The 25,807-nt window shown below is 71.5% G+C and carries 24 protein-coding genes and 1 tRNA gene; 14 read left to right on the top strand and 11 right to left on the bottom strand.

The window, feature by feature from the left end; all coding sequences use genetic code 11:
- Positions 1-55: 55 nt before the first annotated feature.
- A complete protein-coding gene (locus NON00_RS00400) occupies positions 56-1,192 on the bottom strand; it encodes a DegT/DnrJ/EryC1/StrS aminotransferase family protein (protein ID WP_256016276.1) in 1,137 nt (378 codons plus the stop codon).
- A 55-nt stretch (positions 1,193-1,247) separates the two neighbouring features.
- Complete coding sequence (locus NON00_RS00395) at positions 1,248-2,222, bottom strand: NAD(P)-dependent oxidoreductase (protein WP_256016274.1); 975 nt, start codon at positions 2,220-2,222, stop codon at positions 1,248-1,250.
- Between the two features lie 179 nt (positions 2,223-2,401).
- Between NON00_RS00395 and NON00_RS00390 the strand changes: the two genes are divergently transcribed.
- Positions 2,402-2,614: a hypothetical protein gene (locus NON00_RS00390; protein ID WP_256016272.1), complete on the top strand. Its 213-nt coding sequence runs from the start codon at positions 2,402-2,404 to the stop codon at positions 2,612-2,614.
- Between the two features lie 89 nt (positions 2,615-2,703).
- On the opposite strand, the gene NON00_RS00385 is transcribed toward NON00_RS00390, so the two are convergent.
- The 4 genes from NON00_RS00385 to NON00_RS00370 form a co-directional block, all read right to left on the bottom strand.
- A complete protein-coding gene (locus tag NON00_RS00385) occupies positions 2,704-3,978 on the bottom strand; it encodes a dicarboxylate/amino acid:cation symporter (RefSeq protein WP_305123131.1) in 1,275 nt (424 codons plus the stop codon).
- A 427-nt stretch (positions 3,979-4,405) separates the two neighbouring features.
- Positions 4,406-4,771, bottom strand: coding sequence for a RidA family protein (locus tag NON00_RS00380; RefSeq protein ID WP_256016269.1), 366 nt, complete (start codon positions 4,769-4,771; stop codon positions 4,406-4,408).
- 67 nt (positions 4,772-4,838) lie between these two features.
- The gene (locus NON00_RS00375; RefSeq protein ID WP_256016266.1) at positions 4,839-5,717 is read right to left on the bottom strand and encodes a metal ABC transporter permease; all 879 of its coding nucleotides are present in this window, start codon (positions 5,715-5,717) and stop codon (positions 4,839-4,841) included.
- A gap of 85 nt (positions 5,718-5,802) precedes the next feature.
- Positions 5,803-6,534: a metal ABC transporter ATP-binding protein gene (locus tag NON00_RS00370; RefSeq protein ID WP_256016264.1), complete on the bottom strand. Its 732-nt coding sequence runs from the start codon at positions 6,532-6,534 to the stop codon at positions 5,803-5,805.
- A gap of 177 nt (positions 6,535-6,711) precedes the next feature.
- Between NON00_RS00370 and NON00_RS00365 the strand changes: the two genes are divergently transcribed.
- From NON00_RS00365 to NON00_RS00340, 6 genes are all read left to right on the top strand, one after another.
- Positions 6,712-8,040, top strand: coding sequence for a DUF445 domain-containing protein (locus NON00_RS00365; protein ID WP_256016261.1), 1,329 nt, complete (start codon positions 6,712-6,714; stop codon positions 8,038-8,040).
- Between the two features lie 296 nt (positions 8,041-8,336).
- The gene (efp, locus tag NON00_RS00360; protein ID WP_256016260.1) at positions 8,337-8,903 is read left to right on the top strand and encodes an elongation factor P; all 567 of its coding nucleotides are present in this window, start codon (positions 8,337-8,339) and stop codon (positions 8,901-8,903) included.
- A gap of 169 nt (positions 8,904-9,072) precedes the next feature.
- Positions 9,073-9,912, top strand: coding sequence for an inositol monophosphatase family protein (locus tag NON00_RS00355; RefSeq protein ID WP_256016257.1), 840 nt, complete (start codon positions 9,073-9,075; stop codon positions 9,910-9,912).
- A 139-nt stretch (positions 9,913-10,051) separates the two neighbouring features.
- Positions 10,052-10,633 carry a hypothetical protein gene (locus NON00_RS00350; protein WP_256016256.1) on the top strand — a complete coding sequence of 194 codons (582 nt, stop codon included), beginning with the start codon at positions 10,052-10,054 and terminating at the stop codon, positions 10,631-10,633.
- Positions 10,630-11,805, top strand: a complete 1,176-nt coding sequence (locus tag NON00_RS00345) for a MotA/TolQ/ExbB proton channel family protein (protein WP_256016255.1) — start codon at positions 10,630-10,632, stop codon at positions 11,803-11,805. Before NON00_RS00350 ends, NON00_RS00345 begins: the two co-directional genes overlap by 4 nt.
- Before the next feature lie 188 nt (positions 11,806-11,993).
- Positions 11,994-13,676 (top strand): peptidoglycan -binding protein, encoded by a 1,683-nt coding sequence (locus NON00_RS00340; RefSeq protein ID WP_256016254.1) that lies wholly within the window; start codon positions 11,994-11,996, stop codon positions 13,674-13,676.
- A gap of 152 nt (positions 13,677-13,828) precedes the next feature.
- On the opposite strand, the gene NON00_RS00335 is transcribed toward NON00_RS00340, so the two are convergent.
- A tRNA-Leu gene (locus tag NON00_RS00335) sits at positions 13,829-13,910 on the bottom strand.
- Between the two features lie 49 nt (positions 13,911-13,959).
- A complete protein-coding gene (locus NON00_RS00330) occupies positions 13,960-14,586 on the bottom strand; it encodes a glutathione S-transferase family protein (RefSeq protein WP_256016253.1) in 627 nt (208 codons plus the stop codon).
- Positions 14,587-14,758: 172 nt separating this feature from the next.
- Here NON00_RS00330 and cysE point away from each other — a divergent pair, with 172 nt between their 5' ends.
- From cysE to mdoH, 6 genes are all read left to right on the top strand, one after another.
- Complete coding sequence (gene cysE, locus NON00_RS00325) at positions 14,759-15,592, top strand: serine O-acetyltransferase (RefSeq protein ID WP_256016251.1); 834 nt, start codon at positions 14,759-14,761, stop codon at positions 15,590-15,592.
- 10 nt (positions 15,593-15,602) lie between these two features.
- Positions 15,603-16,070: a disulfide bond formation protein B gene (locus NON00_RS00320; RefSeq protein WP_256016249.1), complete on the top strand. Its 468-nt coding sequence runs from the start codon at positions 15,603-15,605 to the stop codon at positions 16,068-16,070.
- Positions 16,071-16,284: 214 nt separating this feature from the next.
- The gene (locus tag NON00_RS00315) at positions 16,285-16,986 is read left to right on the top strand and encodes a hypothetical protein (RefSeq protein ID WP_256016247.1); all 702 of its coding nucleotides are present in this window, start codon (positions 16,285-16,287) and stop codon (positions 16,984-16,986) included.
- Positions 16,987-17,097: 111 nt separating this feature from the next.
- Entirely contained in the window at positions 17,098-17,763 is a 666-nt protein-coding gene (locus NON00_RS00310; protein WP_256016245.1) for a carbonic anhydrase, read from the top strand.
- Between the two features lie 131 nt (positions 17,764-17,894).
- The gene (locus NON00_RS00305; RefSeq protein WP_256016244.1) at positions 17,895-19,433 is read left to right on the top strand and encodes a glucan biosynthesis protein; all 1,539 of its coding nucleotides are present in this window, start codon (positions 17,895-17,897) and stop codon (positions 19,431-19,433) included.
- A gap of 68 nt (positions 19,434-19,501) precedes the next feature.
- Positions 19,502-21,655 (top strand): glucans biosynthesis glucosyltransferase MdoH, encoded by a 2,154-nt coding sequence (gene mdoH, locus NON00_RS00300; RefSeq protein ID WP_256016502.1) that lies wholly within the window; start codon positions 19,502-19,504, stop codon positions 21,653-21,655.
- A 157-nt stretch (positions 21,656-21,812) separates the two neighbouring features.
- On the opposite strand, the gene NON00_RS00295 is transcribed toward mdoH, so the two are convergent.
- On the bottom strand, positions 21,813-22,391 hold the full coding sequence (locus NON00_RS00295; protein ID WP_256016499.1) for an HNH endonuclease: 579 nt from the start codon (positions 22,389-22,391) through the stop codon (positions 21,813-21,815).
- A gap of 163 nt (positions 22,392-22,554) precedes the next feature.
- A complete protein-coding gene (locus NON00_RS00290; protein ID WP_256016243.1) occupies positions 22,555-23,223 on the bottom strand; it encodes an alpha/beta hydrolase in 669 nt (222 codons plus the stop codon).
- Positions 23,224-23,273: 50 nt separating this feature from the next.
- Here NON00_RS00290 and gluQRS point away from each other — a divergent pair, with 50 nt between their 5' ends.
- Positions 23,274-24,146, top strand: a complete 873-nt coding sequence (gene gluQRS, locus NON00_RS00285; RefSeq protein WP_256016240.1) for a tRNA glutamyl-Q(34) synthetase GluQRS — start codon at positions 23,274-23,276, stop codon at positions 24,144-24,146.
- 58 nt (positions 24,147-24,204) lie between these two features.
- Here the strand turns inward: gluQRS and NON00_RS00280 are convergent, their stop codons facing one another.
- Complete coding sequence (locus tag NON00_RS00280; protein WP_370688645.1) at positions 24,205-25,650, bottom strand: mannose-1-phosphate guanylyltransferase/mannose-6-phosphate isomerase; 1,446 nt, start codon at positions 25,648-25,650, stop codon at positions 24,205-24,207.
- Positions 25,651-25,807 lie beyond the last annotated feature (157 nt).

Below are 25,807 nucleotides of genomic sequence, written 5' to 3'. Positions count from 1 at the left end.
GACCCTGTCCCCCCGGCGGGGGTCAGGGGGCGGAGCCCCCTGGCCTTTTACGGCTTCAGCGCGCGACGATGCGCAGCGCCGCGCAGACGGTCTCCACCTGGGCGTCGCTCAGTTCCGGGTAGATCGGCAGGCTGAGCACCTCGCGCGAGGCCAGTTCCGTCTCGGCGCAGCGGGCGGGGCCGAGGGGCACGCGCCCGGCATAGGCGCTCTGCTGATGCACCGGCACGGGGTAGTGGATGCCGGTGCCGATCCCCATGGCGCGCAGGCGGTTGGCCAACTCGTCCCGCTCGCCGCTGCGGATGACATACTGGTGGAAGACATGCTCCGCCCCCTCCCGCCGCGTGGGTGGCGCGATGCGGCCTTCCGCCAGCGCCGCGTCATAGGCGGCGGCGATGGCGCGGCGGCGGGCATTGCCGCCATCGAGCAGCGGCAGGCGCACGCGCAGCACGGCGGCCTGCACCTCGTCCAGCCGGCTGTTCACGCCGATGCTGTCGGAGATGTAGCGCTGTTTCCAGCCATATTGCCGCAGCGCCGCCATGTTGTCGGCCAGCGCCGCATCGGCCGTGGCGACGATGCCGGCATCGCCCAGCGCCCCGAGATTCTTGGTGGGGTAGAGGCTGAAGGCCGCGGCATCGCCCAGCGTGCCGAGCTTGCGCCCGCCGAGCGTCGCGCCATGGGCCTGGGCGCAATCCTCGATCACCAGCACGCCGGCGGCGCGGCAGGCCTCCAGGATCGGCCCCATGGCGCAGCCCTGACCATAGAGATGCACGGGGATGACGGCGCGGACGGGCGGCAGGCCCGGCGGCGGGTCCTCCAGCACGGCGGCCAGCTCATCCGGGTCCATCGTGTAGGTGTCGGGGTCGATGTCGAGCAGCAGCGGCGTGGCGCCCACCATCTCGATCGCCGCGACGGTGGCCACGGCGGTGTGGGAGACGGTCACGACCGTCATCCCCGGGCCGATGCCGAGGCCGCGCAGAATCAGCATGATGGCATCGGTGCCATTGGCGCAGCCGACGGCGCGCGGCAGGCCCAGCCAGGACGCGAATTCCCGCTCGAAGGCCGCGCCCTCGCTGCCCAGGATGTACCAGCCCGAGCTGAGCGCGCGCGACAGCGCCGCGTCGATCGCCGGCTGCTGGGCGCGGTAGGCGGCGCCCGGGTCGGCCTGGGGAACGGTGATCACGGGCAGATCCATTGCCCATCTCCTTGATGCCTGCGGGGGGTGCCTGCGGGCAGGCTGTCTGAAAATGTCAGAGATAATCGTGAAGGCGGGGGCGGAACCAGTCGAGGCTGCGGCGCAGCCCCTCCTCAAGGCTCACGGCCGGGGCCCAGCCGGTCGCGGCCCGGAAGGCGGTGTCATCGGCGTGGAAGCTGCCGATATCAATAGGCGCCCGGTCGGCGGGGAATTCGCGGGTGACGTATTCGCCACCGCCATGCGCCGCCACCACCGCCGCCGCCAGCTCCAGCAGCGAGACGGGCGGCGAGCCGCCGAGGTTGAAGGCCCGCCCGGCACAGGCCGGCGTTTCCGCCGCCCGCAGGAAGGCCGCCACCACATCGTCCAGATAGGCGAGGTCGCGCAGCTGCGCGCCCCCCCACACCTCGAAGGGCTGGCCCTCCAGCAGGCGGCGGAACCAGATGCCGAGGAAGGTCTGCCGCGCATCCTTCACCCGCAGCCGCGGGCCATAGCAGTTGGTCAGCCGCAGCGAGACGACGGGGCGGCCCTGCACGCGGCCTTCCATCAGCCAGTATTGTTCCCCGGCCAGCTTGGAGACGCCATTGGGGTCGGGCGGGTTGATGGGGTGTTTCTCATCCACCGGCAGGTAGAGCGGGCGGCCATAGAATTGCCGGGTGGAGGCATGCACCAGCACCGCCTTCGGTGCGCCGGCGCGCAGCGCCGCCATCAGCCGCAGCTGGCCATGGCCGTTGATGGCGAGGTCCGTGAAGGGATCGGCCAGGGACCCGGCATGGCTGGTCTGCCCGGCGAGGTTGAAGACGGCATCGACCCCCTCGCAATGCGGGGCGAGATCGGCCTCGCAGAGATCGGCCACCACCAGTTGAACCGGGCTGCCGGCCAGGTTGGCCGGGTTGGCGCCGCCATCGGGCCGCATCGAATCGAGCGCCGTGACGCTGGCCCCGCGCGCCACCAGGGCGTGGCAGATGCCGCTGCCCAGGAAGCCCGCGCCACCGGTGACGAGGACGCGCTTGCCCTGCCAGACATCGCTCATGCCGCCACCCTCCACCGCCGGCAGGGGGCGGGGCGACAGGGCGTGGAACCTTCAGGCACGGCGGGCATCGGCGGTGTTCTCCCGGCGGATGAAACGGACGCTGCCCAGGCATTGCGGCGGAAGCTGGGCCGCCTCAAGGCCGCGCCAGGGCAGGCGCCGCCTGCCGGGAAGCGGCGAGCATGCCCGCTCCCACCCCTCAGGTGAAGAGCGTTCACGCCCGCGCGAGCACCAATCCTGGCAAAGTTTTGTCACCGCATCGTTTCGACACCCCGAGAAACCGCCGAAAACAGCAGCAGGAGCGCAAACACCGCAGCGCAGCAAGTTTGGGAAAACAATGGGGTGTATTCTTCTTTTTCTGGAGAAAAAGAAGCAAAAAGACTTTCTTTCCGTAAACCGCCGCGCCCAAGGTCAGGGGTGCGGCACCTGCCACGCCCCGAAGCACCCAGGCCCCGAAGCCCCCAGGCCCCGGGGCCGCCGGGCCTCACGCCACCGGCGCCGGACCCCGCGCCAGCTCCGCCCGCAGCGTCTCCCCGTCCAGCTCCCCCTCCCAGCGGCTCACCGCCACGCAGGCCACGCCATTGCCCACCAGATTGGTCAGCGCCCGGCACTCGCTCATGAACTTGTCGATGCCGATCAGCACCGCCAGCGCCTGGATCGGAATGTCCGGAATCACCGACAGCGTCGCCGCCAGGGTGATGAAGCCCGCCCCCGTCACGCCCGAGGCGCCCTTGGACGTCAGCATCGCCACCAGCAGGATCGTCAGCTCCTGCCCGAGCGTCAGCGGCGTGTTGGTGGCATAGGCCAGGAACATCGTCGCCAGCGTCATGTAGATGTTGGTGCCATCCAGGTTGAAGCTGTAGCCCAGCGGCACCGTCAGCCCCACCACATTCGGCGCGCAGCCCAGCCGCTCCATCTTGCGCATCACCTGCGGCAGCACGCTCTCGCTGCTCGAAGTGCCGAGCACGATCAGCAATTCCTCACGGATGTAGTTGAGGAAACGCAGGATCGAGAAACCGCAGGCCCGCGCGATGGAGCCCAGCACCAGCAGCACGAACAGCAGCGAGGTGATGTAGAAGGTCGCCACCAGCTCGCCCAGCCGCAGCAGCGAACCCACGCCATACTGCCCGATGGTGAAGGCCATCGCGCCGAAAGCCCCGGCCGGCGCCGCCTTCACCACGATCCGCACGATGCCGAAGAACACCGCCGCGAGCTGGTCCATCACATGCGCCACCGGCACCCGCGCCTTCTCCGGCAGGGCATTGATGGCGAAGCCCGTCAGCACCGCCAGGAACAGCACCTGCAGCAGGTCGCCGCCGACAAAGGCGCCAAAAAAGGTATCGGGGATGATGGCCATCAGATGGCCCACCACGCTGTCGCCCTGCGCCTTCTGCGTGAAGCCCTGCACCGCCTTCGCGTCCAGCTGCGAAGGGTCGATGTTGAAGCCCGACCCGGTGCGGAACAGCTTCGCCACGATCAGCCCGATCGCCAGCGCGAAGGTCGAGACCACCTCGAAATACAGGATCGCCTTCAGCCCGACACGGCCGACCTTGCTCGCATCCCGCACGCTGGCGATGCCATGCACCACGGTGCAGAACACCACCGGCGCGATCACCACCTTGATCAGCTTGACGAAGGCATCCCCCAGCGGCTTCAGCGCCGCCCCCGTCGCCGGATAGAGCGCGCCCAGCACCACGCCCAGCACGATCGCGATCAGCACCTGCACATAGAGCAGGCCAAGCCAGCGCCTTATCATCATCCATTCCCTGGTCTTGCCCGCCCCGCGGCAGCAGCAGGGGGCCGGGCTGGGCCGCGCCCGGGGCGCGGTCCTCCTGACAGGGTCCGGTGCCGTGTTGCTGTGCGGGAACGTTCCTCGGCATGCCGGGCCGCTCGCGCGGCGGGGCATGGAGCGTGGCGTAACGCCGCCACGGCCGGGCGTCATCCGCCCTTTCATGCTGCGCCGCCGAAGGAAACCGCCAGGACAGCGCCACCGCACCTTGGAAAGCACTGTCTTATAGAGGAATTTCAGGCACGAGCCAGAAAGATGAAATCACATCCATCTTTCTGCACCACAGCGGAGAGGCGGAAAAGACTGAAAGAAACCTTCTTTTTCTGAAGAAAAAGAAGCAAAAAGACTTCAGCCGCTTGGCGTCCCGCCCCAGGACCAGGGCGGGACGCCAGCCCAATCAGGGGGCGAGCGCCACGCCGGTGATCTCCACCTTCCAGCGCGGATCCACCAGCGGCGCCTGCACCGTCATCCGCGCCGGCTTGTGCGCCGGGTCCAGCCAGCGGTCCCAGGCGCGGTTCATCGCCGCGGCATCCGCGATGTCGGCCAGCACCACCTGCACCTGCAGCAGCGCCCGCTTGTCCGTCCCCGCCTCGGCCAGCAGCGCGTCGATCTGCGCCAGGATGTCCGCCGTCTGCCCCTCGGCATCCAGCGTGGCATCATCGGCCACCTGACCCGCCAGGAAGACGAAGCCATTGGCCACCGTGGCCCCGCTCAGGCGCGCCTCGGGCGCGAGGCGGCGGATGCCCGCGAGATTGTTGGTCATACTGGAAAAAACCCTTCGGCTGAGAAGGGGGCGGAGACTGGCATGGCGGCCCGCTCCGGGCGAGGGGCTAACCCGCCAGATGCGGCCGGCGCAGCAGCCGCGGCAGCACGCCATCCACCGGGCCAGCCAGCACCGAGACCACCCAGGCCCCGCCCGCCACCAGCACGATCGCCGGGCCGGTCGGCAGGTCGAGGTGATAGGAGAGCAACAGACCGGCCAGGCTGGAGAACAGCGCGATCCCCACCGCCGCCGCCGCCAGCCCGCCCACGCTGCGCCCCCAGTGCCGCGCCGCCACGGCGGGCAGCATCATCAGCCCCACCGCCATCAGCGTGCCCAGCGCCTGGAAGGCGGCCAGCACGTTCAGCACCAGCAGGCCCAGGAACACCATGTGCCACAGCCCGCCCCGCGCCCGCGCCGCGGCGGCGAAGCCGGGGTCGAAGCACTCCAGCACCAGCGGCCGCCACGCGAAGGACAGCACCAGCAGCGTCAGGCTCGCCACCCCGGCCATCAGGAACAACGCCGGGTCATCCACCCCCAGCACGCTGCCGAACAACAGATGAGACAGTTCGACCGAGCCGGCCCGCGTGGAAATCAGCGTCACGCCCAGCGCCAGCGCCACGAGGTAAAGCGCGGCCAGCGCCGCATCCTCCCGCCCGCCCGTGGCGCGGGAGACCGCCCCCGCCCCCACCGCCACCACCATGCCCGCCACCAGCCCGCCGATCGACATCGCCGTGACGGACAGGCCCGCCACCAGGAAGCCCACCGCGATGCCAGGGAGAATGCCATGCGCCAGGACATCGGCCGTCAGGCTCATCCGGCGCAGCACCAGGAAGACGCCCAGAGGGGGCGCGGCCAGCGAAAGCGCAAGGCAACCCACCAGGGCACGCCGAAGAAAACCGAACTCGGCGAAAGGGGACCAGAGGAGATCAACGGCAAGAGACAGCATGGGCAGCACAGCACCGGGGGAATGAATTCCCCCGGACCCCCTTCTTCTTTCTGGCAGGGCCGGGCGCCGCTGGCGCCCGGCAGGCTCACGCGGCGCGCGCGCAGGGCTCGGCGGCTTCGTCCCAGGACTCGGACATCATGCGCGCCTTCAGGCGGTTGGCGGGGCTCAGCGCCTCCTCCGTCGGGCCCCAGGCCACGGGCTCGCGCGCCAGCAACAAAGTCTGCGGGAAATGCTGGCGCACAAGGTCGAGGTCATGCAGCACCGCCAGCACCGTGCGGCCCTCGCCATGCCAGCGCGCCACCAGGGCCAGCAGATCCTGCGCCGTGCGCGCATCCACAGCGTTGAACGGCTCGTCCAGCAGGATCACCGGCGCATCCTGCACCAGCAGCCGCGCGAACAGCACCCGCTGGAACTGCCCGACCGACAGCGCCCCCACCGGCCGCGCCTCAAACCCCTCCAGCCCCACCGCCGCCAGCGCCCGCCGCGCCGCCTGCTGCTCCGCCGCGCGCAAAGCCCGGAAGGCGCCACACCGCGCCCAATGGCCCAGCATCACCACATCCAGGCAGGAAATCGGGAATTGCCGGTCCAGCGCCGCCGCCTGCGGCAACAGCGCGATGCCCTCGCGCGGCGCCTTCAGCACCCCCTCCACCGTGGGATGCAGCCCGGCAATGGCGCGCAGCAGCGTGGACTTGCCCGCGCCATTGGGGCCGACGATCGCCGTCAGGCTCCCCGCCTCGAACCGGCCGGAGACATGATGCACCGCCGGGCGCCGCCCATGCGTCAGCGTCACATCCGCGCAGGTGATCACCGCGCTCACGCCGCGCGCGCCCACAGCACACCGCCCCAGAGCAGGGCCAGCAGCACCCCCGCCAGCACGAGGCGGGACACCACGCCGGAAGACAGGGCAAGCGGATCGGGCAAGGTCATGCGTTACGAGATAACATTCCCTCCCCACCGGGCAAGGGATATTTGCCGCGTCGCCGGGGCGGCGGGAATGTCATCCCCGCATGCCTCGCCGCGCGGGGGGCGGCGCATTACCTTGGGGCGGATGCCGCCCTTCCCCGACCCCGAGGCCGAGGCCCGCCGCGCCCTGGCCCGCCATCGCCGCTTCGCCACCCTGCTGCTGGTGCTGATGGCCGCCCTGACGCTGGGCGCCTATGCCCTGCCGCCGGGCTATGGGGCGGATCTCCTCCAGGCCAGCGCCAAGGCCGGGCTGGTGGGCGGGCTGGCGGACTGGTTCGCCGTCACCGCGCTGTTCCGCCGGCCGCTCGGCCTGCCCATCCCGCACACCGCCATCATCCCGCGGCAGAAGGAGCGGCTGGGGCGCGGCCTCGGCCGCTTCGTCGGCAACCATGTGCTGACCGAGGCGGAGCTGGATCGGCTGCTGGCGCGGGTGGACCTCGCCGGTCTGCTGCGCCGCTGGCTGGCCGACCCCGCCGCCACCCGCCCCGCCGCCGAGGCCCTGGCCGCCGGCCTGCCCGCCCTGCTCAACGCGCTGGAGGATGGCCGCGCCCGCCGGCTGATCCAGCGCCTGCTGCCGCGCCTGGTCTCCGGCCCCGGCTCGGCGCGGCTGCTGGCGCGGGCGCTGCGCGCGCTGGTGGCGGGCGGGCAGCACCAGGCGGTGTTCGGCCTGGCGCTGGAGCAGCTCAAGGCCCTGCTCGCCGCCAAGGAGGAGGATCTGCGCGCCGCCATCCAGGCCCGCGTCCGCGCCGAGGGCGGCGCGCTGGTCGGCTGGCTGGCCGGCGGCGCCGTGGCGCGGCGCATCCTCTCCGCCATCAACCAGGAGCTGGACAAGGTGGAGCCGGGGGACAGCACCCTGCGCATCGCCTTCGAATCCTGGCTGATGGCCGAGATCGACCGGCTGGAGACCGACCCGGAGCGCGCCGCCGCCCTGGGCCGGGCGCTGCGCGGCGCGGTGGCGCATCCGGCCGTGGCGGCGTGGCTGATGGACCTCTGGGGGCGGCTGAAGACCATGGTGGCCGAGGACGCGGCGGCCCCCGAAGGGCGCGGCGTCGCCCTGATCGCCGGGCTTTTCGCCAATCTCGGCACGCTGCTGGCGGAGGACGCGGCGGCGCGGGAGCGGCTGAACGGCGCCGCCCGGCGCGGCCTGCGCGCCCTGCTGCCCACGGTGCAGGCCCAGGTGGCGGAGTTCATCGCCGGCGTCGTCGCCCGCTGGGACACCGCGACGGTGGTGGAGAAAATCGAGCTGCGCGTGGGCCGCGACCTGCAATATGTGCGCATCAACGGCACGCTGGTGGGCTTCCTGGCCGGCGGCGTGCTCTTCGCCCTGCTGCATGCGCTGTTTGGCCGGGTGGCGTTTTAAAAGAGAGCGTTCTTTTTTGAAAAAAAGAACCAAAAAACTTTTATCAGTTTGGCGTCCCGCTATGCCGGGAGACGGCGGCAGCCTGAGAGAAAGTCTTTTTGCTTCTTTTTCTTCAGAAAAAGAAGAATCCTTCCAATGAACTGAATTTTTGCGCCCTGACGTTGAGGCAGGGCGGCCCTGCGTGCGGAATGGTTGCCTCAGGCGCGCGGTCCGGGTAAAGCGCCGCCGCCCGCGCGGTGTGGCCTGTGGCTGCCCGCGCCTTGTTCCTTCAGCCCGATGAAGCAGGTGCCAAGCCCATGAAGCAGCAGGCCAACCAGATGCGGCCCGGTCAGGTCATCGAGTATGAAGGCCGGCGCTGGACGGTTCTGAAGATTCAGATCATCACCCCGGGCAAGGGCGGCGCCTTCATCCAGGTCGAGATGCGCGACATCAAGACCGGCTCCAAGAAGGACGACCGTTGGCGCACCGCCGACACCGTCGAGCGCCTGACCACCGAGGACAAGGAGTTCACCTACTCCTACGCCGATGGTGACAACCTCGTCCTGATGGATCCCGAGACCTTCGAGCAGACCATCGTCCCCTCGGCCATCCTCGGCGAGCGCCTGCCCTTCCTGACCGAGAACATGACGGTCTCGGTCAAGCTGATCGAGGGCGAGCCGGTGGCGATGGACCTGCCGCAGCATGTCGTGCTCGAGATCGCCGAGGCCGACCCGGTGGTGAAGGGCCAGACGGCCTCCTCCAGCTACAAGCCGGCGGTGCTGTCCAACGGCGTGAAGACCCTGGTGCCCCCCTTCATCACCGCGGGCGAGAAGATCGTGGTGAAGACCGAGGACGGCTCCTACGTCGAGCGCGCCAAGGGCTGAGGCCCTTCGCCCTCCCGGCGGCGGCCGCTGCCCGGCCGCCGGGAGAACCAGGGCCCTGGGCGCCTGCCCGGGTGCCCTGGCGGAAGAGCGCGGGAGGGCCAGGCCCTCCTGCCCGCAGCCTCCCCCCCGCAGCCTCCCCGTTGATTGAAATCCCTGGAGTTTACCCCCCGTGGCCGCATCCGCCCGCCTCTCCCCCGCCCTCAATGTCGTGGTCAATGCCGTGCAGAAGGCGGGCAAGCGCCTGCTGCGTGACTTTGGCGAGGTGGAGCAGCTCCAGGTCAGCATGAAGGGCCCGGGGGATTTCGTCTCCCAGGCCGATCTCCGCGCCGAGGAGACGCTGCGCGCCGAACTCGGCAAGGCCCGCCCCAACTTCGCCTTCCTCGGCGAGGAGCAGGGCGAGAGCGGCGATGCCAACTGGGAATGGCGCTGGGTGATCGACCCGCTGGACGGCACCACCAACTTCCTGCACGGCATTCCCCACTGGGCCGTCTCCGTCGGCATCGAGAAGCGCACGGGCGAGAACACCAGCGAGATCGTCGCCGGCGTCATCTACAACCCCGCCGCCGATGAGCTGTTCTGGGCCGAGAAGGGCATGGGCGCCTTCCTGAACGACCGCCGCCTGCGCGTCTCCGGCCGGCGCGACATGATCCAGGCCGTCTTCGCCACCGGCATCCCCTTCGCCAAGACCCCGCGCAAGGCGGAGTTCAGCGCCATCCTGGCGAAGCTGATGCCGCAGGTGGCCGGCGTGCGCCGCATGGGCGCCGCCGCCCTCGACCTCGCCTGGACGGCGGCCGGCCGCTACGAAGGCTATTGGGAACTCGGCATCAACAAGTGGGATATCGCCGCCGGGCTGATCATCCTGAAGGAAGCCGGCGGCTGGGCCACGGATATGGAGGGGAATGACCCCTACGTCTCGGGCAATGTCATCGCCGGCAACCCCCTGCTCCAGCCCAAGCTGCGCGACGTGGTGAATGAAGGCATCGCCCTCATCGAGCGCGCCCGCGGCTGAGCAGCAAAAGCGGCTGAGCAGCAAAAAAACAAGATAAAGCGCTGGGGGGACAGGATCCCCCCAGACCCCGCCTTCAGTTTTTTACTTTTTGTTGGCGCGTTTCCCCTGGAAGGCGATGTGGGCTAGGGTGCGGCGCAGAATGCCCCTCCGCCTTCCCTCCCTCGCCGCGCCCCTGCTGGCGCTGCTGCTCGCAGGCCCCGCCCTGGCACAGCCTGCCCAGGCGCAGCCGGGCCAATCACAGCCTGCCCCGGCCGAAGATGACGGCCCCGTGCCGCCCGAGCCGGCCCTCAGCGCCCCCCAGCCGCCCGACCTCACCCGTCCGCCCGAACCCGGGCGGACCGTGCCCCAGCCCGCCCTGCCCCTGGCGCGCGGCATGGAGGCCCTTCCCGGCGGCGGCTGGCGCCTCACCGGGCCGCTGGCGCGCGGACGGGTGGACGCACCCTCGCAGATCGCCCTGGCCGGCATCGCCCGCTGGCTCGCCCAGCAGACCCAGGGCCGCGTCACGCTCATTGCCCAGGTCGCCGGGCCGGAGGAAGATGTCTCCCTCGCGCGGCGCGATTCGCTGGACCATGGCCGCGCCATCCGCCGCGCGCTGGAACAGGCCGGGCTCGACGTGACGCGCATCGACATCCGCCCCCTCGGCCGCACCGAGGAACGGCGCGACGCCATCGAGCTGCTCCCCCCCAGCGCACGCCAGAAGCAGAGCCAGAGCCGCCCATGACCCGCCCCACCCATTACCTGCTGCGGATGCTGGCCTTCCTGGCCGCGGTGGGCGTGCTGGCCGCGCTGCTCTCAGCCGAGCTGGTCCACGCCTTCGCCGCCAACCCGCTGCTCAACAGCGTGATCCTGACGGTGCTGCTGCTCGGCATCGGCTGGAACATCCGCCAGGTGATGGGGCTGAAGCCCGAGGTGGAGTGGCTGGAAGGCTTCCGCACCGCGAAGCCGGGCAATCCCCGCCCCGCCACGCCCCACTCCGGCGCCCCCGCCCGCCCGGCGCCGCGCCTGCTCGGCCCCATGGCCTCGATGTTCGCGGCCAAGCGGGGGGACAGGCTCTCCCTCTCCGCCTCCGTCATGCGCAGCCTGCTGGACGGCATCGGCTCCCGCCTCGACGAAAGCCGCGAGCTGTCGCGCTACATGACGGGGCTGTCCATCTTCCTCGGCCTGCTCGGCACCTTCTGGGGGCTGATCCTGACCATCGGCGCGGTGGCCGATGTCATCAACTCCATGTCCGTGGGCTCGGGCGACCTGAACCAGCTGTTCAACCAGTTGAAATCCGGGCTGGCGCAGCCGCTCTCCGGCATGGGAGTGGCGTTTTCCTCCTCCATGCTCGGCCTCGCCGGCGCGCTGGTGCTGGGCTTCATGGACCTCCAGGCCGGGCAGGCGCAGAACCGCTTCTACTACGAGCTGGAGGAATGGCTGGCCGGCGTCACCCGCCTCTCCTCCGGCGTGCTGGGCGGCGATGGCGAGGGCGGCGGCTCCGTCCCCGCCTATGTCCAGGCGCTGCTGGAGCAGACCGCCGAGAACCTGGAGAACCTCCAGCGCATCATGGTGCGCGGCGAGGAATCCCGCGCCGCCTCCTCCCAGGCGCTGCACACGCTGACGGACCGCCTCTCCATCATGGCCGACCAGATGCGCGCCAATCAGGTGCTGATGCAGCGCATGGCCGAGGCACAGTCCGGCCTCGCCCCCACCCTGGCGCGGCTGGCCGAGGCCCAGGCCCATACCGGCATCGACGACGCCTCGCGTGCCCATCTGCGCAATATCGAGGTCTATCTGGCGCGGATGAGCGAGGATGTCTCCCAGGGCCGCGCCCAGTCCACCGCCGAGATCCGCGGCGAGATCAAGATCCTCGCCCGCACCATCGCCGCCCTGGCCGAGGAAGGCCCGCGGTGAGGGGCAGTCTGGCCAAGCTGCGCGCCGGTGGTCTTGAGGGGGCCTTGCCCCCTCAAACTCCCCCAGCAGGGGACGGGGTCCCCTGCACCCACCTTCAGAAAGGGTTTCCAAAGGCCTCAGGCCTTTGGTGGGGAGAGTTTGAGAGGGGCAAAGCCCCTCTCAACGGCGCGCGGCGGGAGGGCTGAACCATGGCGCTCGGACGGCGCGGCGGCAACCGTGAGGGGATGAATGCCTGGCCCGGCTATGTGGATGCCCTCTCCACCCTGCTGATGGTCATCATCTTCGTGCTGCTGGTCTTCGTGCTGGCGCAGGGTTTTCTCTCGGTGGCCCTCTCCTCGCGCGATCAGGCGCTGGACCGGCTGAACCGGCAGGTGGCCGAACTGGCCGAGCTGCTGGCGCTGGAGCGCGGCCAGGGCGAGGAACTGCGCGGCAACCTCACACGGCTGACCGAGGAACTCCGCACCGCCTCCGCCGCGCGCGACGCCGCACTTGGCCAGATCTCCGGCCTGCGCGAGGAGCGCGACCGCCAGGGCGGCGAGCGCGACGCGCTGCGCGCCGAGCGGGACCGCCTCGCCGCCCGGCTGGCCGATCTGGAACTCTCCGCCAGCGGCGCCGCCGCACGCATCGCCAGCCTGGAGCAGCGCCTGGCCGAGGCGCAGAGCCGGGCCGAGGCGATCGGCGGCGGCACGGCGCAGACGCTGGGCGACCTCACCGCCGCCCGCCGCGCCCTGGAGGCGGAGCGCGCCGCCCTGGCCCAGGCGCGCGAGCAGCTGACACAGTCCCAGGCCGCCCTCACCCAGTCCCAGGCGCGCGCCGGCTCCGCCGAGGCGGCGCGCGACCAGAGCGCCGCGCAGCTCGCCGCCGCGCAGCAGCAGCTGGCCGCGCTGCGGGCGGAGATGGAGGCGCTGAACCGCACCGTCACCGCGGACCGCGCCACCATCGAGGCGCGGCTGGCCGAGATCGCCCGGCTGACGCAGCAGGTGCGGCAGCTGACCGCCCTGCGCGACGAAATGGAACGCCGCGCCCAGGCCGCCCTCGACCGCGCCGGGGAGCAGGAGCGCGCGCGCAGCGCCGCCGAGGCGCTGGCCCAGGCCGAGGCCGCCCGCCGCCAGTCCGCCGAGGCCAGCGCCACCGAGGCCACCGCCGGCCGCCGCACCGCCGAGGCCGCCGCCACCGCCGCCGCCGAGGCCCAGCGCCGCGCCGAGGCCACCAGCGGCGAGCATGCCCGCCTCGCCGAGAGCGCCCGCGCCCAGGTGGCGCTGCTCACCCAGCAGGTGACCCAGCTGCGCGCCGAACTGGCCCGCATCTCCGCCCTGCTCGACGCCGAGGAGCAGGCCGGCCGCGACAAGGAGGCGCAGATCACCCAGCTCGGCCAGCGGCTGAACGCCGCCCTGGCCGCGCGCGTCGAGGAACTCCAGCGCTACCGCAGCGATTTCTTCGGCCGCCTGCGCGACGTGCTGGGCGACCGGCCGGAGGTGCGCATCGTGGGGGACCGCTTCGTCTTCCAGGGCGAGGTGCTCTTCCCCGTGGGCGGTGCCGATCTCTCCGCCGCCGGGCAGCAGCAATTGCGCGCCCTGGCGCAGATCCTCCTCGAGGTCAGCCGCCGCTTCCCCGCCGACCTGGCCTGGGTGCTGCGCGTCGATGGCCATGCGGACCGCAGCCCGCTGCGCCCCGGCGCCCGCTATGCCTCGAACTGGGAGCTTTCGGCCGCCCGCGCCATCGCCGTGGCGCAGTTCCTGATCAATGAGGGGCTGCCGCCCAACCGCGTCGCCGCCACCGCCTTCGGCGAATACCAGCCGATCGACACCGGCGACGCCCCCGACGCCCTGGCCCGCAACCGCCGCATCGAACTCCGCCTCACCGACCGTTAATTTTTCGGGCTGCCGCTGTCGGGTGGGGAGGCGGGACGCTGGAGGGGGCCGGCCGGGCGGTTGGGAGGGAGCAGCCCGCAACCCTGGGCCGGAGCGCCCCGGCTGAGTGAGGCGCCCGCCGTCCCGGCCCTGACCGGCAGCTGACAGAAAAATGCGAGAGGCGGGACTCGAACCCGCATGACCTGAGGTCGGACGATTTTGAGTCGTCTGCGTCTACCGTTCCGCCACTCTCGCGCGCGGTGTTCATGACATAGCGTAACAGGGCGGCCGCGTCACGGGGGGGTCAGGTCATCGGGATGCGGATATGGGTGGCGTAGCCGGGGCGTTCGCAGAGGTGCTCATACCACTGGCGCAGCGCCGGCAGGTCCGGGCGCTCGATCGGCAGGGCGAACCAGCGGTGGATGAAGGGGCCAAGGGCGATATCGGCCAGGGTCAGGGCCTCGCCCTCGGCGAAGGGGGTGGCCTGCAACTGGTGGTCGAGCAGCGCCCAGAGGCTGGCGGCCTTCTGGCGGGCGGCCTCGGCGGCATCCCAGTCGCGTTCCGGCTCAGGGATGCGGACATGGGTGAAGAAGAGGGTGGTCATGGGCTGGGAGAGATGCGCCAGCTGCCAGTCCATCCAGCGCTCGATGGCGGCGCGGCGGCGCGGCGCGGCGGGGTAGAGGCCCGCGCCCTCGGCGGTGGTGGCGCCGAGATAGCGGAGGATGCTGTTGCTCTCCCACAGCGCCCAGCCATCCGGCTCCTCCAGCACGGGGACGAGGGACATGGGGTTCATGGCCTTGTAGGCCGGCTCCTGCGTGCGGCCGAAGGCGCCGCCGGCGTCGCGCCGCTCGTAAGGCAGCCCGGTCTCGGCGCAGAACCAGAGCAGCTTCATGACATTGCTGCTGTTCGCGCGGCCCCAGATGATTCGCATGGCGTGCTTCCTTCCTTGCGGTGGCCCCTGTGGTGGCCCCTGTGGTGGCACGCTATGCGCGGGGCGCCAGCCGGTCCAGCCGCCCTGGCGCTTGACCCGGCGGCCGTGGCGGACAAGGTATCCTCCCGACACCCACCCCGGCGGGTGCCGGCCGCGCGAAGGAGCCCCCGCGATGAACCAGGCCCTGCCCTACCCCACCCCGCCGCGCGAGGCGCCGGAGGTGCTCGACCCCGTCTGGTCCCGCATCCGGCAGGAGGCGGAGGCGGCGGCGCTGCGCGAGCCGGAACTGTCGGGCTTCCTGCATGCCGCCGTGCTGCAGCACGGCACGCTGGAATCCGCCCTGGCGAGCCGGGTGGCGGACCGGCTGGACCATGCGGACATCCCCTCCGCCCTGCTGCGCCGCAGCCTGGAGCGCGCGCTGGAGGAAGACCCGGCGCTGCGCGAGGCGGTGCGCAGCGACATCATGGCGGTGGTGGACCGCGACCCGGCCACCTGCCGGGCGCTGGAGCCGCTGCTCTACTACAAGGGCTTCCACGCCCTGGCGGCGCACCGGCTGGCGCATGTGCTGTGGCATGAGGGGCGGCGGGACCTCGCCCTCTGGCTGCAGTCGCGCAGCTCCGTGGTGTTCCAGACGGATATCCACCCGGCGGTGCGGATCGGCCGCGGCATCTTCCTCGACCACGCCACCGGCCTCGTCGTCGGCGAGACGGCGGTGATCGAGGATGACGTCTCCATCCTCCAGGGGGTGACGCTGGGCGGCACCGGCAAGGAGGGCGGGGACCGCCATCCGAAGATCCGCCATGGCGTGCTGATCGGCGCCGGGGCGAAGGTGCTGGGCAATATCGAGGTGGGCGCCTGCGCGCGCATCGCCGCCGGTTCGGTGGTGCTGAAGCCGGTGCCCTCCGGGGTGACGGTGGCCGGGGTGCCGGCCCGGGTGATGGGCCGCGCCGGCTGCGCCGAGCCCTCCCGCGCCATGGACCAGATGCTCGACCCCACCGAAGAGTGACGCCGCTGACGTGATACCCCTTCCGCTCGTGGTGGCCGCACTGGCCGCCGCCGCTCCGCTCCTGGCCATGGCCTCGGAACGCTGGGGCGGGCTGAACCCCTGCGCCCTCTGCCTGCTGCAGCGCTGGCCCTACTGGGCGGGGGCGGCGCTGGCGCTGCTCGCCCTGGTGCTGCCGCGGCGGCTGATGCTGGCCCTGGCGGGGCTGGCCATCCTGGCCTCCGGCGCCGTGGCCGTGGTGCATGTGGGGGTGGAGGCGAAGTGGTGGCCCTCCCCGCTGCCGAGCTGCTCCGCCCCCAGCGCCGGCGGCGCCACCAGCGTGGATGACCTGCTGAAGGGCATGGATCTGCGCCCGGCCAAGCCCTGCGATGAACCGACCTACCTGATCCCCGGCCTGCCCGTCTCGATGGCGGGGATGAACCTGATCTACGCGCTGGGCCTGGGCGGGCTGGCCCTGTGGGGCGCGCGGCGGCGCGGCTGAGAGGCGCGGGGAGAGCGTCACGCGTGGTCTTGAGAGGGGCTTCGCCCCTCTCAAACTCTCCCCACCAAAGGCCGGAGGCCTTTGGAAACCCATCCGTTCGTGATGCCTGATGAGGTTCTGCCGCCGGCCAGGGGGACAGGACAGGGCGGCCATGCTGGCGTGCTCCTCGTTTCGCGGGCATGATGGCGGGCCTTTCCTGCCGGACCCGCCTGCCATGCCGCCTCGCCTGACCGCCCTGTTGCTGCTGCCGCTGCTGGCAGCGGGCTGTGCCGCGGAGCAACGGGATCCCAGGGGGCAGCAGCATCGCCACATCCTGCTGCAACGCCTGCCCACCGAGGTCACGGGCTTCACCGTGCAGCCCGATGGCATCCAGGCCCTGCCGGCCCAAGCGGCACCCCAGGGCGGGGTCGTGCTGCAATACCGCTTCCGCCAGAGCGGGCCGGATATCCGCATCAGCCTGCGTGGCAGCCTGGCGGCCGGGGCGGCGGAAGGCCCGGCCACCCCCGAGATCGCCCGCTGGCTCCAGGCCCAGTCCATGGGCTTCTTCCTGCTGGCCGGTGCCCAGCCGGGCATGACGGTGGAGCGCGGGCCGGATTTCTCGGTCAACCGCAGGGGCAGCACGGTGCCGCTGCTGCACTGCATCGATGTGCGCGCGCGCCGGCAGGAGAATGTGCTGCGCGACCTGACCTGTGCCACCACCGTCGAGGGCCAGCTCCTCAGCGTGCAGATGCTGACCGCGCACAAGGCCGAGCATATGGAGAATCTGGCGCGGATCATGGGCGAGTTCTCCGGCACGGTGGTGGCGCATCTGCGCCAGGAGACGCCCGCGCCCGACACCACGCCGGGCGCCACCCCCCCCGCGCCGCCCACCGAGGGCCTGCCGCCGGAGATGCTGCGCCAGCTGCGGCGAACCTGAGGCGGGCCGCCACCGCGCCGGAAATTCATTGCGGCGCGATATCCTCTCTGTCACGCCCCTGTGAAACGCGTCACGGCTTTCCTAAATCCGCCCGCCGGAAGGAGAGCCCCGATGACCGACCCCGCCGATCCCCAGCCCGGAAACCAGCCCGGTGCCCTGGAGGACCTGTTCGCCGGCTATCGCCGCTTCCGCGAGGAAGTCTGGCCGGAGCGCCGCCGCCTGTTCCAGACCCTGGCGCGCGAGGGGCAAAGCCCCCGGGCGCTGGTGATCTCCTGCTCCGACAGCCGGGTGGACCCGGGCATGGTGTTCAACGCCGCGCCGGGGGAGCTGTTCATCGTCCGCAACGTCGCCAACCTGGTGCCGCCCTACAACCCGGATGGCGACTACCACGGCACCAGCGCGGCGCTGGAATTCGCCGTCTGCGTGCTGCAGGTGCCGCGCATCATCGTGCTCGGCCATGCCATGTGCGGCGGCGTGCAGGCGCTGCTGCGCGGCTTCCCGCCGGGGGCGCAGGATTTCGTGGCGCCCTGGATGAACGGCATCGCCGCCGAGGCGCGCCGCCGCACCCTGGAATGCGTCGCCGCCGATTCCGCCGAGGCCCAGGCCACCTGCGAGCTGGAGACGGTGAAGCTCTCGCTGCGCAACCTGATGAGCTTCCCCTGGGTGGCCAGCCGCGTGGCGGCGGGCACGCTCACCCTGCATGGCGGTTCCTTCGATATCCGCAGCGGCATCCTCTCACGTCTCGGTGAGGATGGCAGCTTCTCCGCCGTCGACTGAAGGCGGCCATCGTCGCGGCCCATTGGCGCCGCAATCACCCCCCTCTCTGACGGCACCGAAGCGGCAGCGCGGCGGCAGGCGCAACCGAAAGCCCGCCGCCCGCGTTCGCCCGACGCCGCCTGAGGGGGAGTATGACCACCGTGAACCGCCGCGATGCCTTGCTCGCAGCCCTGTCGCTGTCCACCGTCTTCCTGGCGGAGGAGACGGCCCACATCTCCGCGGCCCATGCCGCCGGGCCGGAGGAAACCCGCTTCGATGCCGGGCTGCTGCGCGAGATGGCGCGCAGCCTGGCGCAGCAGCCCTACAAGGCGCCACCCGAGAGCCTGCCGAAGCCGCTGGCCGAGCTGAGCTACGACCAGTACCGCAATATCCGCTATCGCCCCGCCCAGGCGCTGTGGCGGGCGGACGGGCTGCCCTTCCAGATGCAGCTCTTCCACCGCGGCTTCCTCTACCGGCCACGCATCGAGATGTACGAGGTGGCCGGCGGCATGGCCCGCCCCCTGCGCTACAGCACCGAACTGTTCGACTTCCAGGGCATGGACCGCCCGGCCCAGGAGGAGATGGGCTTCGCCGGCTTCCGCCTGCATGGCCCGCTCAACCGCCCGGACTATTATGACGAGGTCTGCGCCTTCCTCGGCGCCAGCTATTTCCGCGCCGTGGCGCGCGGGCAGATCTACGGCCTCTCCGCCCGTGGCCTGGCCATCGGCACCGCCGACCCGAAGGGGGAGGAATTCCCCGTCTTCCGCGCCTTCTGGGTGGAGCGCCCGCGCGAGGGGGTGAATGCCATCAACGTCCACGCGCTGCTCGACAGCCCCTCCTGCACCGCCGCCTTCCGCTTCGCCATCCGCCCCGGGCGCGACACGGTGTTCGATGTGGAAGCGACGGTTTTCCCGCGCGTGGACATGGCGGCGCCGGGCATCGCGCCGCTGACCAGCATGTTCTGGTTCTCCCCCCTCAACCGCGACGGGCGCGACGACTGGCGCCCGGCCGTGCATGATTCCGACGGGCTGCTGATGCTCTCCGGCCGGGGGGAACGGCTCTGGCGCCCGCTGAACAACCCGCGCGACCTCCAGGTCTCGGTCTTTGGCGATGCCAATCCGCGCGGCTTCGGCCTGATGCAGCGCCGCCGCGACTTCGCCGCCTATGAGGATCTGGAGGCGCGCTACGAGAAGCGCCCGAGCCTCTGGGTGGAGCCGATCGGCGACTGGGGCGAGGGCGCGGTGCATCTGGTGGAAATCCCCACCCAGGGGGAGATCCATGACAACATCGTGGCTTTCTGGCGCCCGAAGGAGCCGCTGAAGGCCAAGGGCGAATACCGCTATGTCTACCGCCTGCACTGGTGCGACGAGGCACCGGGCAACCCGGAGACGGGCCGCATCCTCGCCGCGCGCTCCGGTGCCGCGGCGGCGCAGGGCGGGCGGCTCTTCGTGCTGGAGGCGCAGGGCGGCGCGCTCGACGCCCTGCCGGCCGAGGCGAAGCCGGAGCTGGCCGTCACCGCCAGCCGCGGCGAGATCCGCAACCCGGTGGCGCAGCGCAATCCGGAGACGGGCGGCTGGCGCCTCAGCTTCGAGCTGTTCCCGGCGGATGCGCGCGAGGTGGAACTGCGCGCCGTGCTGAAGGCCAATGGGGAGGCGGCGGCGGAAACCCTGCTCTACCGATGGACGGCCTGAACCCGGCCACGGCGGCACGCCCCGCCCCAACCCCCGCCCCTGCCCCTGCCGCCGCCCCTGCCGCCGCCATGGCACCCGGCCCTGGCGGGCCGATGCCCGCGCACCTGCCGCCCGAGGCACCGCTGGACATGCCGGTGCAGGACCTCCGCGCGGCCCCGGCGCGGAGCGCCAGCACCACCATACCCGGGCGCCTGCCATCCAGCCCGGGGGGGCTCTGGCTGCGGCGGCTGGTGGTGATCGGCGGCGCCATCCTGCTCACCGCCTTCGCCACGCGCGAGATGTGGCTGGTGCTGAACAGCGGCCGGCCGACGCCACTCCAGGCCGTGGTGCTGGGGCTGTTCGTCGTGCTCTTCGGCTGGATCGCGCTGTCCTTCACCAGCGCCACCTGCGGCTTCCTGCGCCTGCTGCTCGGGCCGGACCGGCGCCTCGGCATCGCCCCAAATGGCCCGCCCCCCCTGCCCGCCAGCCGCACCGCCCTGCTGATGCCCTGCTACAACGAGGACCCGGCGCGCATCATGGCCGGGCTCCAGGCGATGCAGGAATCCCTCGCCGCCGCCGGGGCGCTGGACCGCTTCGACACCTTCATCCTGAGCGACACCACCCAGCCCGAAGCCTGGGTGGCGGAGGAGGCCGCCTTCCTCGCCCTGCATGGCCGCCTCGCGGCGCAGCTCGGCGCGCCGCCGCGCCTCTTCTACCGCCGCCGCCCGAAGAATATCGAGCGCAAGGCCGGCAACATCGCCGAATGGGTGCGGCGCTGGGGCGGCGCCTATCCGCAGATGCTGGTGCTCGACGCCGACAGCGTGATGGAGGCCGATATCATCCTCCGCCTCGCCGATGCGATGGAACGCCACCCGGATGTGGGGCTGATCCAGACCCTGCCCATCATCGCCGGGGGCAACACGCTCTTCGCGCGGATGCAGCAATTCGCCGGGCGGGTCTATGGCCCGCTGATCGCCGAGGGCATCGCCTGGTGGCATGGCTCGGAAGGCAATTACTGGGGCCACAACGCCATCATCCGCACCGCCGCCTTCGCCGCCGCCGCCGGGCTGCCGGAACTGCCAGGGCGCAGGCCCTTCGGCGGGCATATCCTCAGCCATGACTTCGTCGAGGCCGCGCTGCTGCGCCGCGCCGGCTGGGCGGTGCACATGGTGCCCTGGCTGCGCGGCAGCTACGAGGAAAGCCCGCCCTCGCTGATGGACCTCGCCATCCGCGACCGCCGCTGGTGCCAGGGCAACCTGCAGCACGCCGCGGTGCTGCCGGCGCGCGGGCTGCACTGGGTCAGCCGGCTGCACCTGCTGACGGGCATCGGCAGCTACATCACGGCACCGGTCTGGCTGGTCTTCCTGCTGGCCGGCGTGCTGCTGGCCATCCAGGCGCGCTTCATCCGGCCGGAATACTTCCCCGCCGGCCCCAGCCTCTTCCCCGAATGGCCGGTGGTGGACCCGGTGCGCGCCATGTGGGTCTTCATCGGCACCATGGCGCTGCTGCTGGTGCCAAAGCTGATGGCCTGGTTCGCCCTGCTGCGCCACCCGCTGGACCGGCGCGGCAGCGGCGGCATGATCCGCGCCTTCCTCTCCCTGCTGGTGGAGACGCTGCTGGCCGGGCTGCTGGCGCCGGTGACGATGCTGACGCAGTCGGTGGACATGGTCTCCATCCTGCTCGGCCGGGATTCCGGCTGGAACGCGCAGCGGCGCGACGATGGCAGCCTGCCCTTCGCCCAGGTGGCGCGGCTCTACTGGAGGCACACGCTGTTCGGGCTGGTCTTTGGCGCGGCGGCCTGGGCGGTCTCGCCCTATCTGGCGCTGTGGATGTCGCCCGTGGTGCTGGGGCTGGCCCTGGCCATCCCCCTGGCGGCGCTGACGGCGCGGCGCGATCTCGGCCTGGGCCTGCGCCGCCTCGGCCTGCTGTGGACGCCGGAGGAGCGCGCCACCCCCGCCGCCCTGGCCCGCGCCCGCCAGCTTCAGGCCGAGCTGGCCGCCCGCCCGCCGGTGACGCTGCCCGAACTGCTGCGGGACGAGGCCCTGCTGGCCGGGCACCGCGCCATGCTGCCACCGCCGCGCCGCCCGCGGCTGGACCCCTTCGACCCCGCCCTGCTGGTCGGGCTGGCGAAGCTGGAGGAAGCGGCCAATCTGGAGGACGCACAGCGCAGCCTCTCCCGCGCCGAACTGGCCGCCGTGCTGGCGGATGCGCGCGGGGTGGAGCGGCTGGTGGAACTGGCATAAGAGAAAAAGAAATGTTCTTTTTTGGAAAAAAGAACCAAAAAACTTTTTCAGTTCAGCGTCCCGCCGCGCCGGGAGATGGCGGCAGCCTGAAAAAAGAGTCCCGCCGCGCCGGGAGACGGCGGCAGCCTGAAAGAAAAGCGGCAGCCTGAAAGAAAAATCAGCCTTCTAGTTCGGAGTCCCAGTAGAGATAATCCCGCCAGCTTTCATGCAGATAGTTTGGCGGGAACATCCTGCCGTTCTCCTGCAATTCCCAGCTTGTCGGCTGCCGGGGCGTGCAGCGCGGGAACATGCGGATTTCCGCCGGCAGCTTCGACCCCTTGCGCAGGTTGCAGGGCCCGCAGGCGGTGACGACATTCTCCCAGCTGGTCCGCCCGCCGCGGCTGCGCGGGATGACATGGTCGAAGGTCAGCTCGTGGGTGGGGCGCTCATCGCCGCAATAGACGCAGGCGAAGCTGTCACGCAGGAAAACGTTGAAGCGCGTGAAGGCCGGGCGCCGCGCCGCGGGGATGTAGTCGCGCAGCGCGATCACGCTCGGCAGGCGGATGGTATGGCGAGGTGAGCGCACCGCCATGTCGTATTCCGAAAGCACGGAGACACGGTCGAGATACACCGCCTTCACCGCATCCTGCCAGGACCACAGCGACAGCGGAAAATAGGACAGCGGACGGAAATCCGCGTTCAGCACCAAGGCCGGGAAGTGCCCGGCAGCGCCGCCGCCCTGGCTTCCCGCAGACATCCCGTCAGGCAAGCGCCGCTCCTTTCAAGCTGCGCGCCTCAACCGCTGGGGCCGGACCGGGCGGGCGGGCCCCAGATATCGTGGCGCCGCCGGTGTGCGGCCCGATTCATGCCAGCCCCGCGCGGCCGGTGCAAGAACCGGCCACACGGGTTTCACGGCTCTGTCACGCCCCCGCGCCGATCCGCGCCGCGTTGCGCTGCAAAAACAACGCCCCGGCGGTCAGCCCGGCATCGTCGATGCCATGGCCCAGGCGCGGGCACCACAGCGACTCCACCGGCACGCCCTGGGCCTGGAGCGCGGCCTCGGCGGTGTGGCTGGCCTGCACCGGCACCACCTCATCCGCCTCGCCATGCACCAGCAGCACCTCCGGGCGGTGCGCCATCTCGGTGGCCAGCAGCTCCTCGCCGATCAGCCGGCCGGAATAGGCCAGGAGGCCGGCCGGGGCGGTGCGGCGGCGCAACCCGGTGAAGAGGGCCATCATGGCGCCCTGGCTGAAGCCCATCAGCATCACCGCGCTTTCCGGCAGGCCGGCGGCGGCGCATTCGCGGGCGATCAGCGCATCCAGCAGCGGGCGGGCGGATTGCGCCCCGGCCAGCATCGGCGCCGGGCGGCGGTCGGCCAGGCTGAACCACTGCCGGCCATAAGGCCCGGCCTCGCAGGGATGCGGCGCGTGCGGGGCGATGAACAGGGCCTCCGGCAGCGCCCGCCCCCAATGCGGGGCGAGGTCGATCAGGTCGTTCCCATCCGCGCCATAGCCGTGCAGCAGGAAGACGATGAGCTTCGGCGCGCCCCCGGATTGCGGGCCCCAACGCGGTCCATCCAACGCGGCCATGCGGCTCCCCCTTGCTGTGATGCCGCTCCCTCCGCTACGCGCGAAAGCCGATGGCCGCAACACCTGTGACGCGCTTCGCCCCCAGCCCGACCGGGCGCCTCCATCTGGGCCATGCCCACAGCGCCCTCCTGGCCTGGGAGGCGGCGCGGCGCGCGGGCGGGCGCTTCCTGCTGCGCATCGAGGATATCGACCCGCTGCGCTGCCGCCCCGAATACACCGCGGGCATCCTGGAGGACCTCGCCTGGCTGGGGCTGGACTGGGACGGGCCGGTGCGCCGCCAGTCGGAGCATATGGCCGAATACCGCGCCGTGCTGGACCGGCTGGCAGGGATGGGGCTGCTCTACCCCTGTTTCTGCACCCGCGCCGACATCGCGCGCGAGGTGGCGGCCATCGGCCATGCCCCGCACGGGCCGGACGGGCTGCTCTATCCCGGCACCTGCCGGCGGCTCCCGGCGCGGGAGCGGGAGGCGCGCATCGCCAGCGGCCAGCCCTATGCGCTGCGGCTCGACATGGCGGCGGCCCTGGCCCACGCGCCGCGCTGGCTCTCCCGCATCGAGCACGGCACGCGCCGCCGCTGCGACCCGGCGCAGTTCGGCGATGTGGTGCTGGCGCGCAAGGATACCCCGGCCTCCTATCATCTCTGCGTCACCCATGACGACGCGGTGCAGGGGGTGACGCTGGTGACGCGGGCGGAGGATCTGGCGCCGGCGGCGGAGCTGCACCGGCTGTTGCAGGCGCTGCTGGGGTGGCGGGCGCCACGCTACTGCCACCACGGGCTGCTGCTGGGGACGGATGGGAAAAGACTGTCCAAGCGGGATGGGGCGCCGACCCTGGCGGCGCTGCGGGAGGCCGGGATCAGCGCGCGCGAGGTGCGGGACAGGGCCAGGGGCTCCGCCCCCCTGGCAACCCCGCCGGGGGGATAGGATCCCCCCCCCCGACCTCGCCTTCCGCCCCCTGCCTTCAGCCCCCGCCTTTCGTCAGTCAGGCCCTGCCATAAGTGTCCTCGAAGCGGACGATGTCGTCCTCGCCCAGGTAGGAACCGGACTGCACCTCGATCAGCGTGAGCGGGATCATGCCCGGATTCTCCAGGCGGTGGACGCAGCCGAGCGGCAGATAAATGGATTCATTCTCCCGCAGCATGATCCGCTCGGCATCGCGCTCGACGATCGCCGTGCCGGCCACCACCACCCAATGCTCGGCCCGGTGGTGATGCTTCTGGAGCGAGAGCTTGTGGCCGGGCTTGACCAGGATCTTCTTCACCTGGAAGCGGTCGCCCTTGATCAGGCCCTCATAATGGCCCCAGGGGCGGTACATGCGCCGGTGCTCGGTGGCCTCGGGGCGGCGCTGCGCCTTGAGCTGCTCCAGCAGCTTCTTCACATCCTGCGCGCAGTCGCGGTGCATGGCCAGCACGGCATCATCCGTCACCACCAGGACGGCATCCTCCAGGCCGACGACGCCGGCCAGGATGCCCTCGCTGCGGACATAGCAGTTGCGGGCGCCCTGCAGCGCCACCGGCCCCTGCGTCACATTGCCCCGGGCATCCTTGGGCGAGACCTCCCACAGCGCGGCCCAGGAGCCGACATCGGACCAGCCGAGCGAGGCCGGCACCACCGCGGCGCGGTCCGTCTTCTCCATCACCGCGTAGTCGATGGAGATGTCCGGCGCGCGGGCGAAGGCGGCGGGGTCGAGGCGGATGAAGTCGAGGTCGCGCGTCGCCCCCTGCACGGCGGCGCGGACGGCCTCCAGCAGTTCCGGCGCGAGGCGCTCCAGCTCGCCCAGCAGCGTGGCGGCGGTGGCCACGAACATGCCGGAATTCCACAGATGGCGGCCGCCGGCCAGGAATTCCGCCGCGCGCGCGGCATCCGGCTTCTCGACGAAGCGGGCAATGGCGGAGACGCCCGGCACCCCCGCCAGCGGCGCGCCGGTCTCGATATAGCCATAGCCCGTCTCGGGCGCGGTGGGCTGCATGCCGAAGGCGACGATATGCCCCGCCCGCGCCGCCGCCGCCGCCTGCTCCAGCGCGGCGTGCAGCGCCTCGGTATCGCTGATGGCGGCATCGGCGGCCATCAGCCACAGCACGTCCTGCGGGTCGCTCTCATGCGCCAGCAGGGCGGCGGCGGCGATGGCGGGGGCGCTGTTGCGCGCCACCGGCTCCAGCACGATGCGCGGCTCCGGCCCCTGCATCGCCCGCAGCTGCTCGGCCACCAGGAAGCGGTGCGCCTGGTTGCTGATGACCAGCGGGGGCGCGAAGCCCGGCCCCTGGGCCCGCGACGCCGTATCCTGCAGCATCGTCTGGCGCGACAGCAGGGGCCAGAACTGCTTCGGGAAGCCCTCCCGCGAGAGCGGCCACAGCCGGCTGCCAGTGCCCCCGCACAGAATGACGGGAACAATCCGCCGCTGATCCCTCTCGCCCATCGACCACTCCATGACTGACGCTCTTTGCGGCGGGAGGATAGGCGAAGGCGGGTAAAAGAAAAGCCGCCCGGGCCGGAAGGCCGGGGCGGCTTCGCGAAAGCCCCGCCGGAAGCCCCGCCGAAAGCCCCATTGGCGGGGCCGCCGGCGGGAAGCGGGGGTGGGCGGTGGG

The organism is Roseomonas sp. GC11, from assembly GCF_024437745.1.
Classification (GTDB): Bacteria; Pseudomonadota; Alphaproteobacteria; order Acetobacterales; family Acetobacteraceae; genus Pseudoroseomonas.
The sequence above is the reverse complement of the archived record's forward strand: the minus strand, read 5'-3'. Positions and strand labels throughout refer to the sequence as shown.

Bases quoted from the DNA above. Each gene is read 5' to 3' on its own strand.
- NON00_RS00400 (WP_256016276.1), bottom strand. From the start codon at position 1,192: ATGGATCTGCCCGTGATCACCGTTCCCCAGGCCGACCCGGGCGCCGCC.
- NON00_RS00395 (WP_256016274.1), bottom strand. From the start codon at position 2,222: ATGAGCGATGTCTGGCAGGGCAAGCGCGTCCTCGTCACCGGTGGCGCG.
- NON00_RS00390 (WP_256016272.1), top strand. From the start codon at position 2,402: ATGCCCGCTCCCACCCCTCAGGTGAAGAGCGTTCACGCCCGCGCGAGC.
- NON00_RS00385 (WP_305123131.1), bottom strand. From the start codon at position 3,978: ATGATGATAAGGCGCTGGCTTGGCCTGCTCTATGTGCAGGTGCTGATC.
- NON00_RS00380 (WP_256016269.1), bottom strand. From the start codon at position 4,771: ATGACCAACAATCTCGCGGGCATCCGCCGCCTCGCGCCCGAGGCGCGC.
- NON00_RS00375 (WP_256016266.1), bottom strand. From the start codon at position 5,717: ATGCTGTCTCTTGCCGTTGATCTCCTCTGGTCCCCTTTCGCCGAGTTC.
- NON00_RS00365 (WP_256016261.1), top strand. From the start codon at position 6,712: ATGTCATCCCCGCATGCCTCGCCGCGCGGGGGGCGGCGCATTACCTTG.
- efp (WP_256016260.1), top strand. From the start codon at position 8,337: ATGAAGCAGCAGGCCAACCAGATGCGGCCCGGTCAGGTCATCGAGTAT.
- NON00_RS00350 (WP_256016256.1), top strand. From the start codon at position 10,052: ATGCCCCTCCGCCTTCCCTCCCTCGCCGCGCCCCTGCTGGCGCTGCTG.
- NON00_RS00345 (WP_256016255.1), top strand. From the start codon at position 10,630: ATGACCCGCCCCACCCATTACCTGCTGCGGATGCTGGCCTTCCTGGCC.
- NON00_RS00340 (WP_256016254.1), top strand. From the start codon at position 11,994: ATGGCGCTCGGACGGCGCGGCGGCAACCGTGAGGGGATGAATGCCTGG.
- NON00_RS00330 (WP_256016253.1), bottom strand. From the start codon at position 14,586: ATGCGAATCATCTGGGGCCGCGCGAACAGCAGCAATGTCATGAAGCTG.
- cysE (WP_256016251.1), top strand. From the start codon at position 14,759: ATGAACCAGGCCCTGCCCTACCCCACCCCGCCGCGCGAGGCGCCGGAG.
- NON00_RS00315 (WP_256016247.1), top strand. From the start codon at position 16,285: ATGCCGCCTCGCCTGACCGCCCTGTTGCTGCTGCCGCTGCTGGCAGCG.
- NON00_RS00310 (WP_256016245.1), top strand. From the start codon at position 17,098: ATGACCGACCCCGCCGATCCCCAGCCCGGAAACCAGCCCGGTGCCCTG.
- NON00_RS00305 (WP_256016244.1), top strand. From the start codon at position 17,895: ATGACCACCGTGAACCGCCGCGATGCCTTGCTCGCAGCCCTGTCGCTG.
- mdoH (WP_256016502.1), top strand. From the start codon at position 19,502: ATGGCACCCGGCCCTGGCGGGCCGATGCCCGCGCACCTGCCGCCCGAG.
- NON00_RS00295 (WP_256016499.1), bottom strand. From the start codon at position 22,391: ATGTCTGCGGGAAGCCAGGGCGGCGGCGCTGCCGGGCACTTCCCGGCC.
- NON00_RS00290 (WP_256016243.1), bottom strand. From the start codon at position 23,223: ATGGCCGCGTTGGATGGACCGCGTTGGGGCCCGCAATCCGGGGGCGCG.
- gluQRS (WP_256016240.1), top strand. From the start codon at position 23,274: ATGGCCGCAACACCTGTGACGCGCTTCGCCCCCAGCCCGACCGGGCGC.
- NON00_RS00280 (WP_370688645.1), bottom strand. From the start codon at position 25,650: ATGGAGTGGTCGATGGGCGAGAGGGATCAGCGGCGGATTGTTCCCGTC.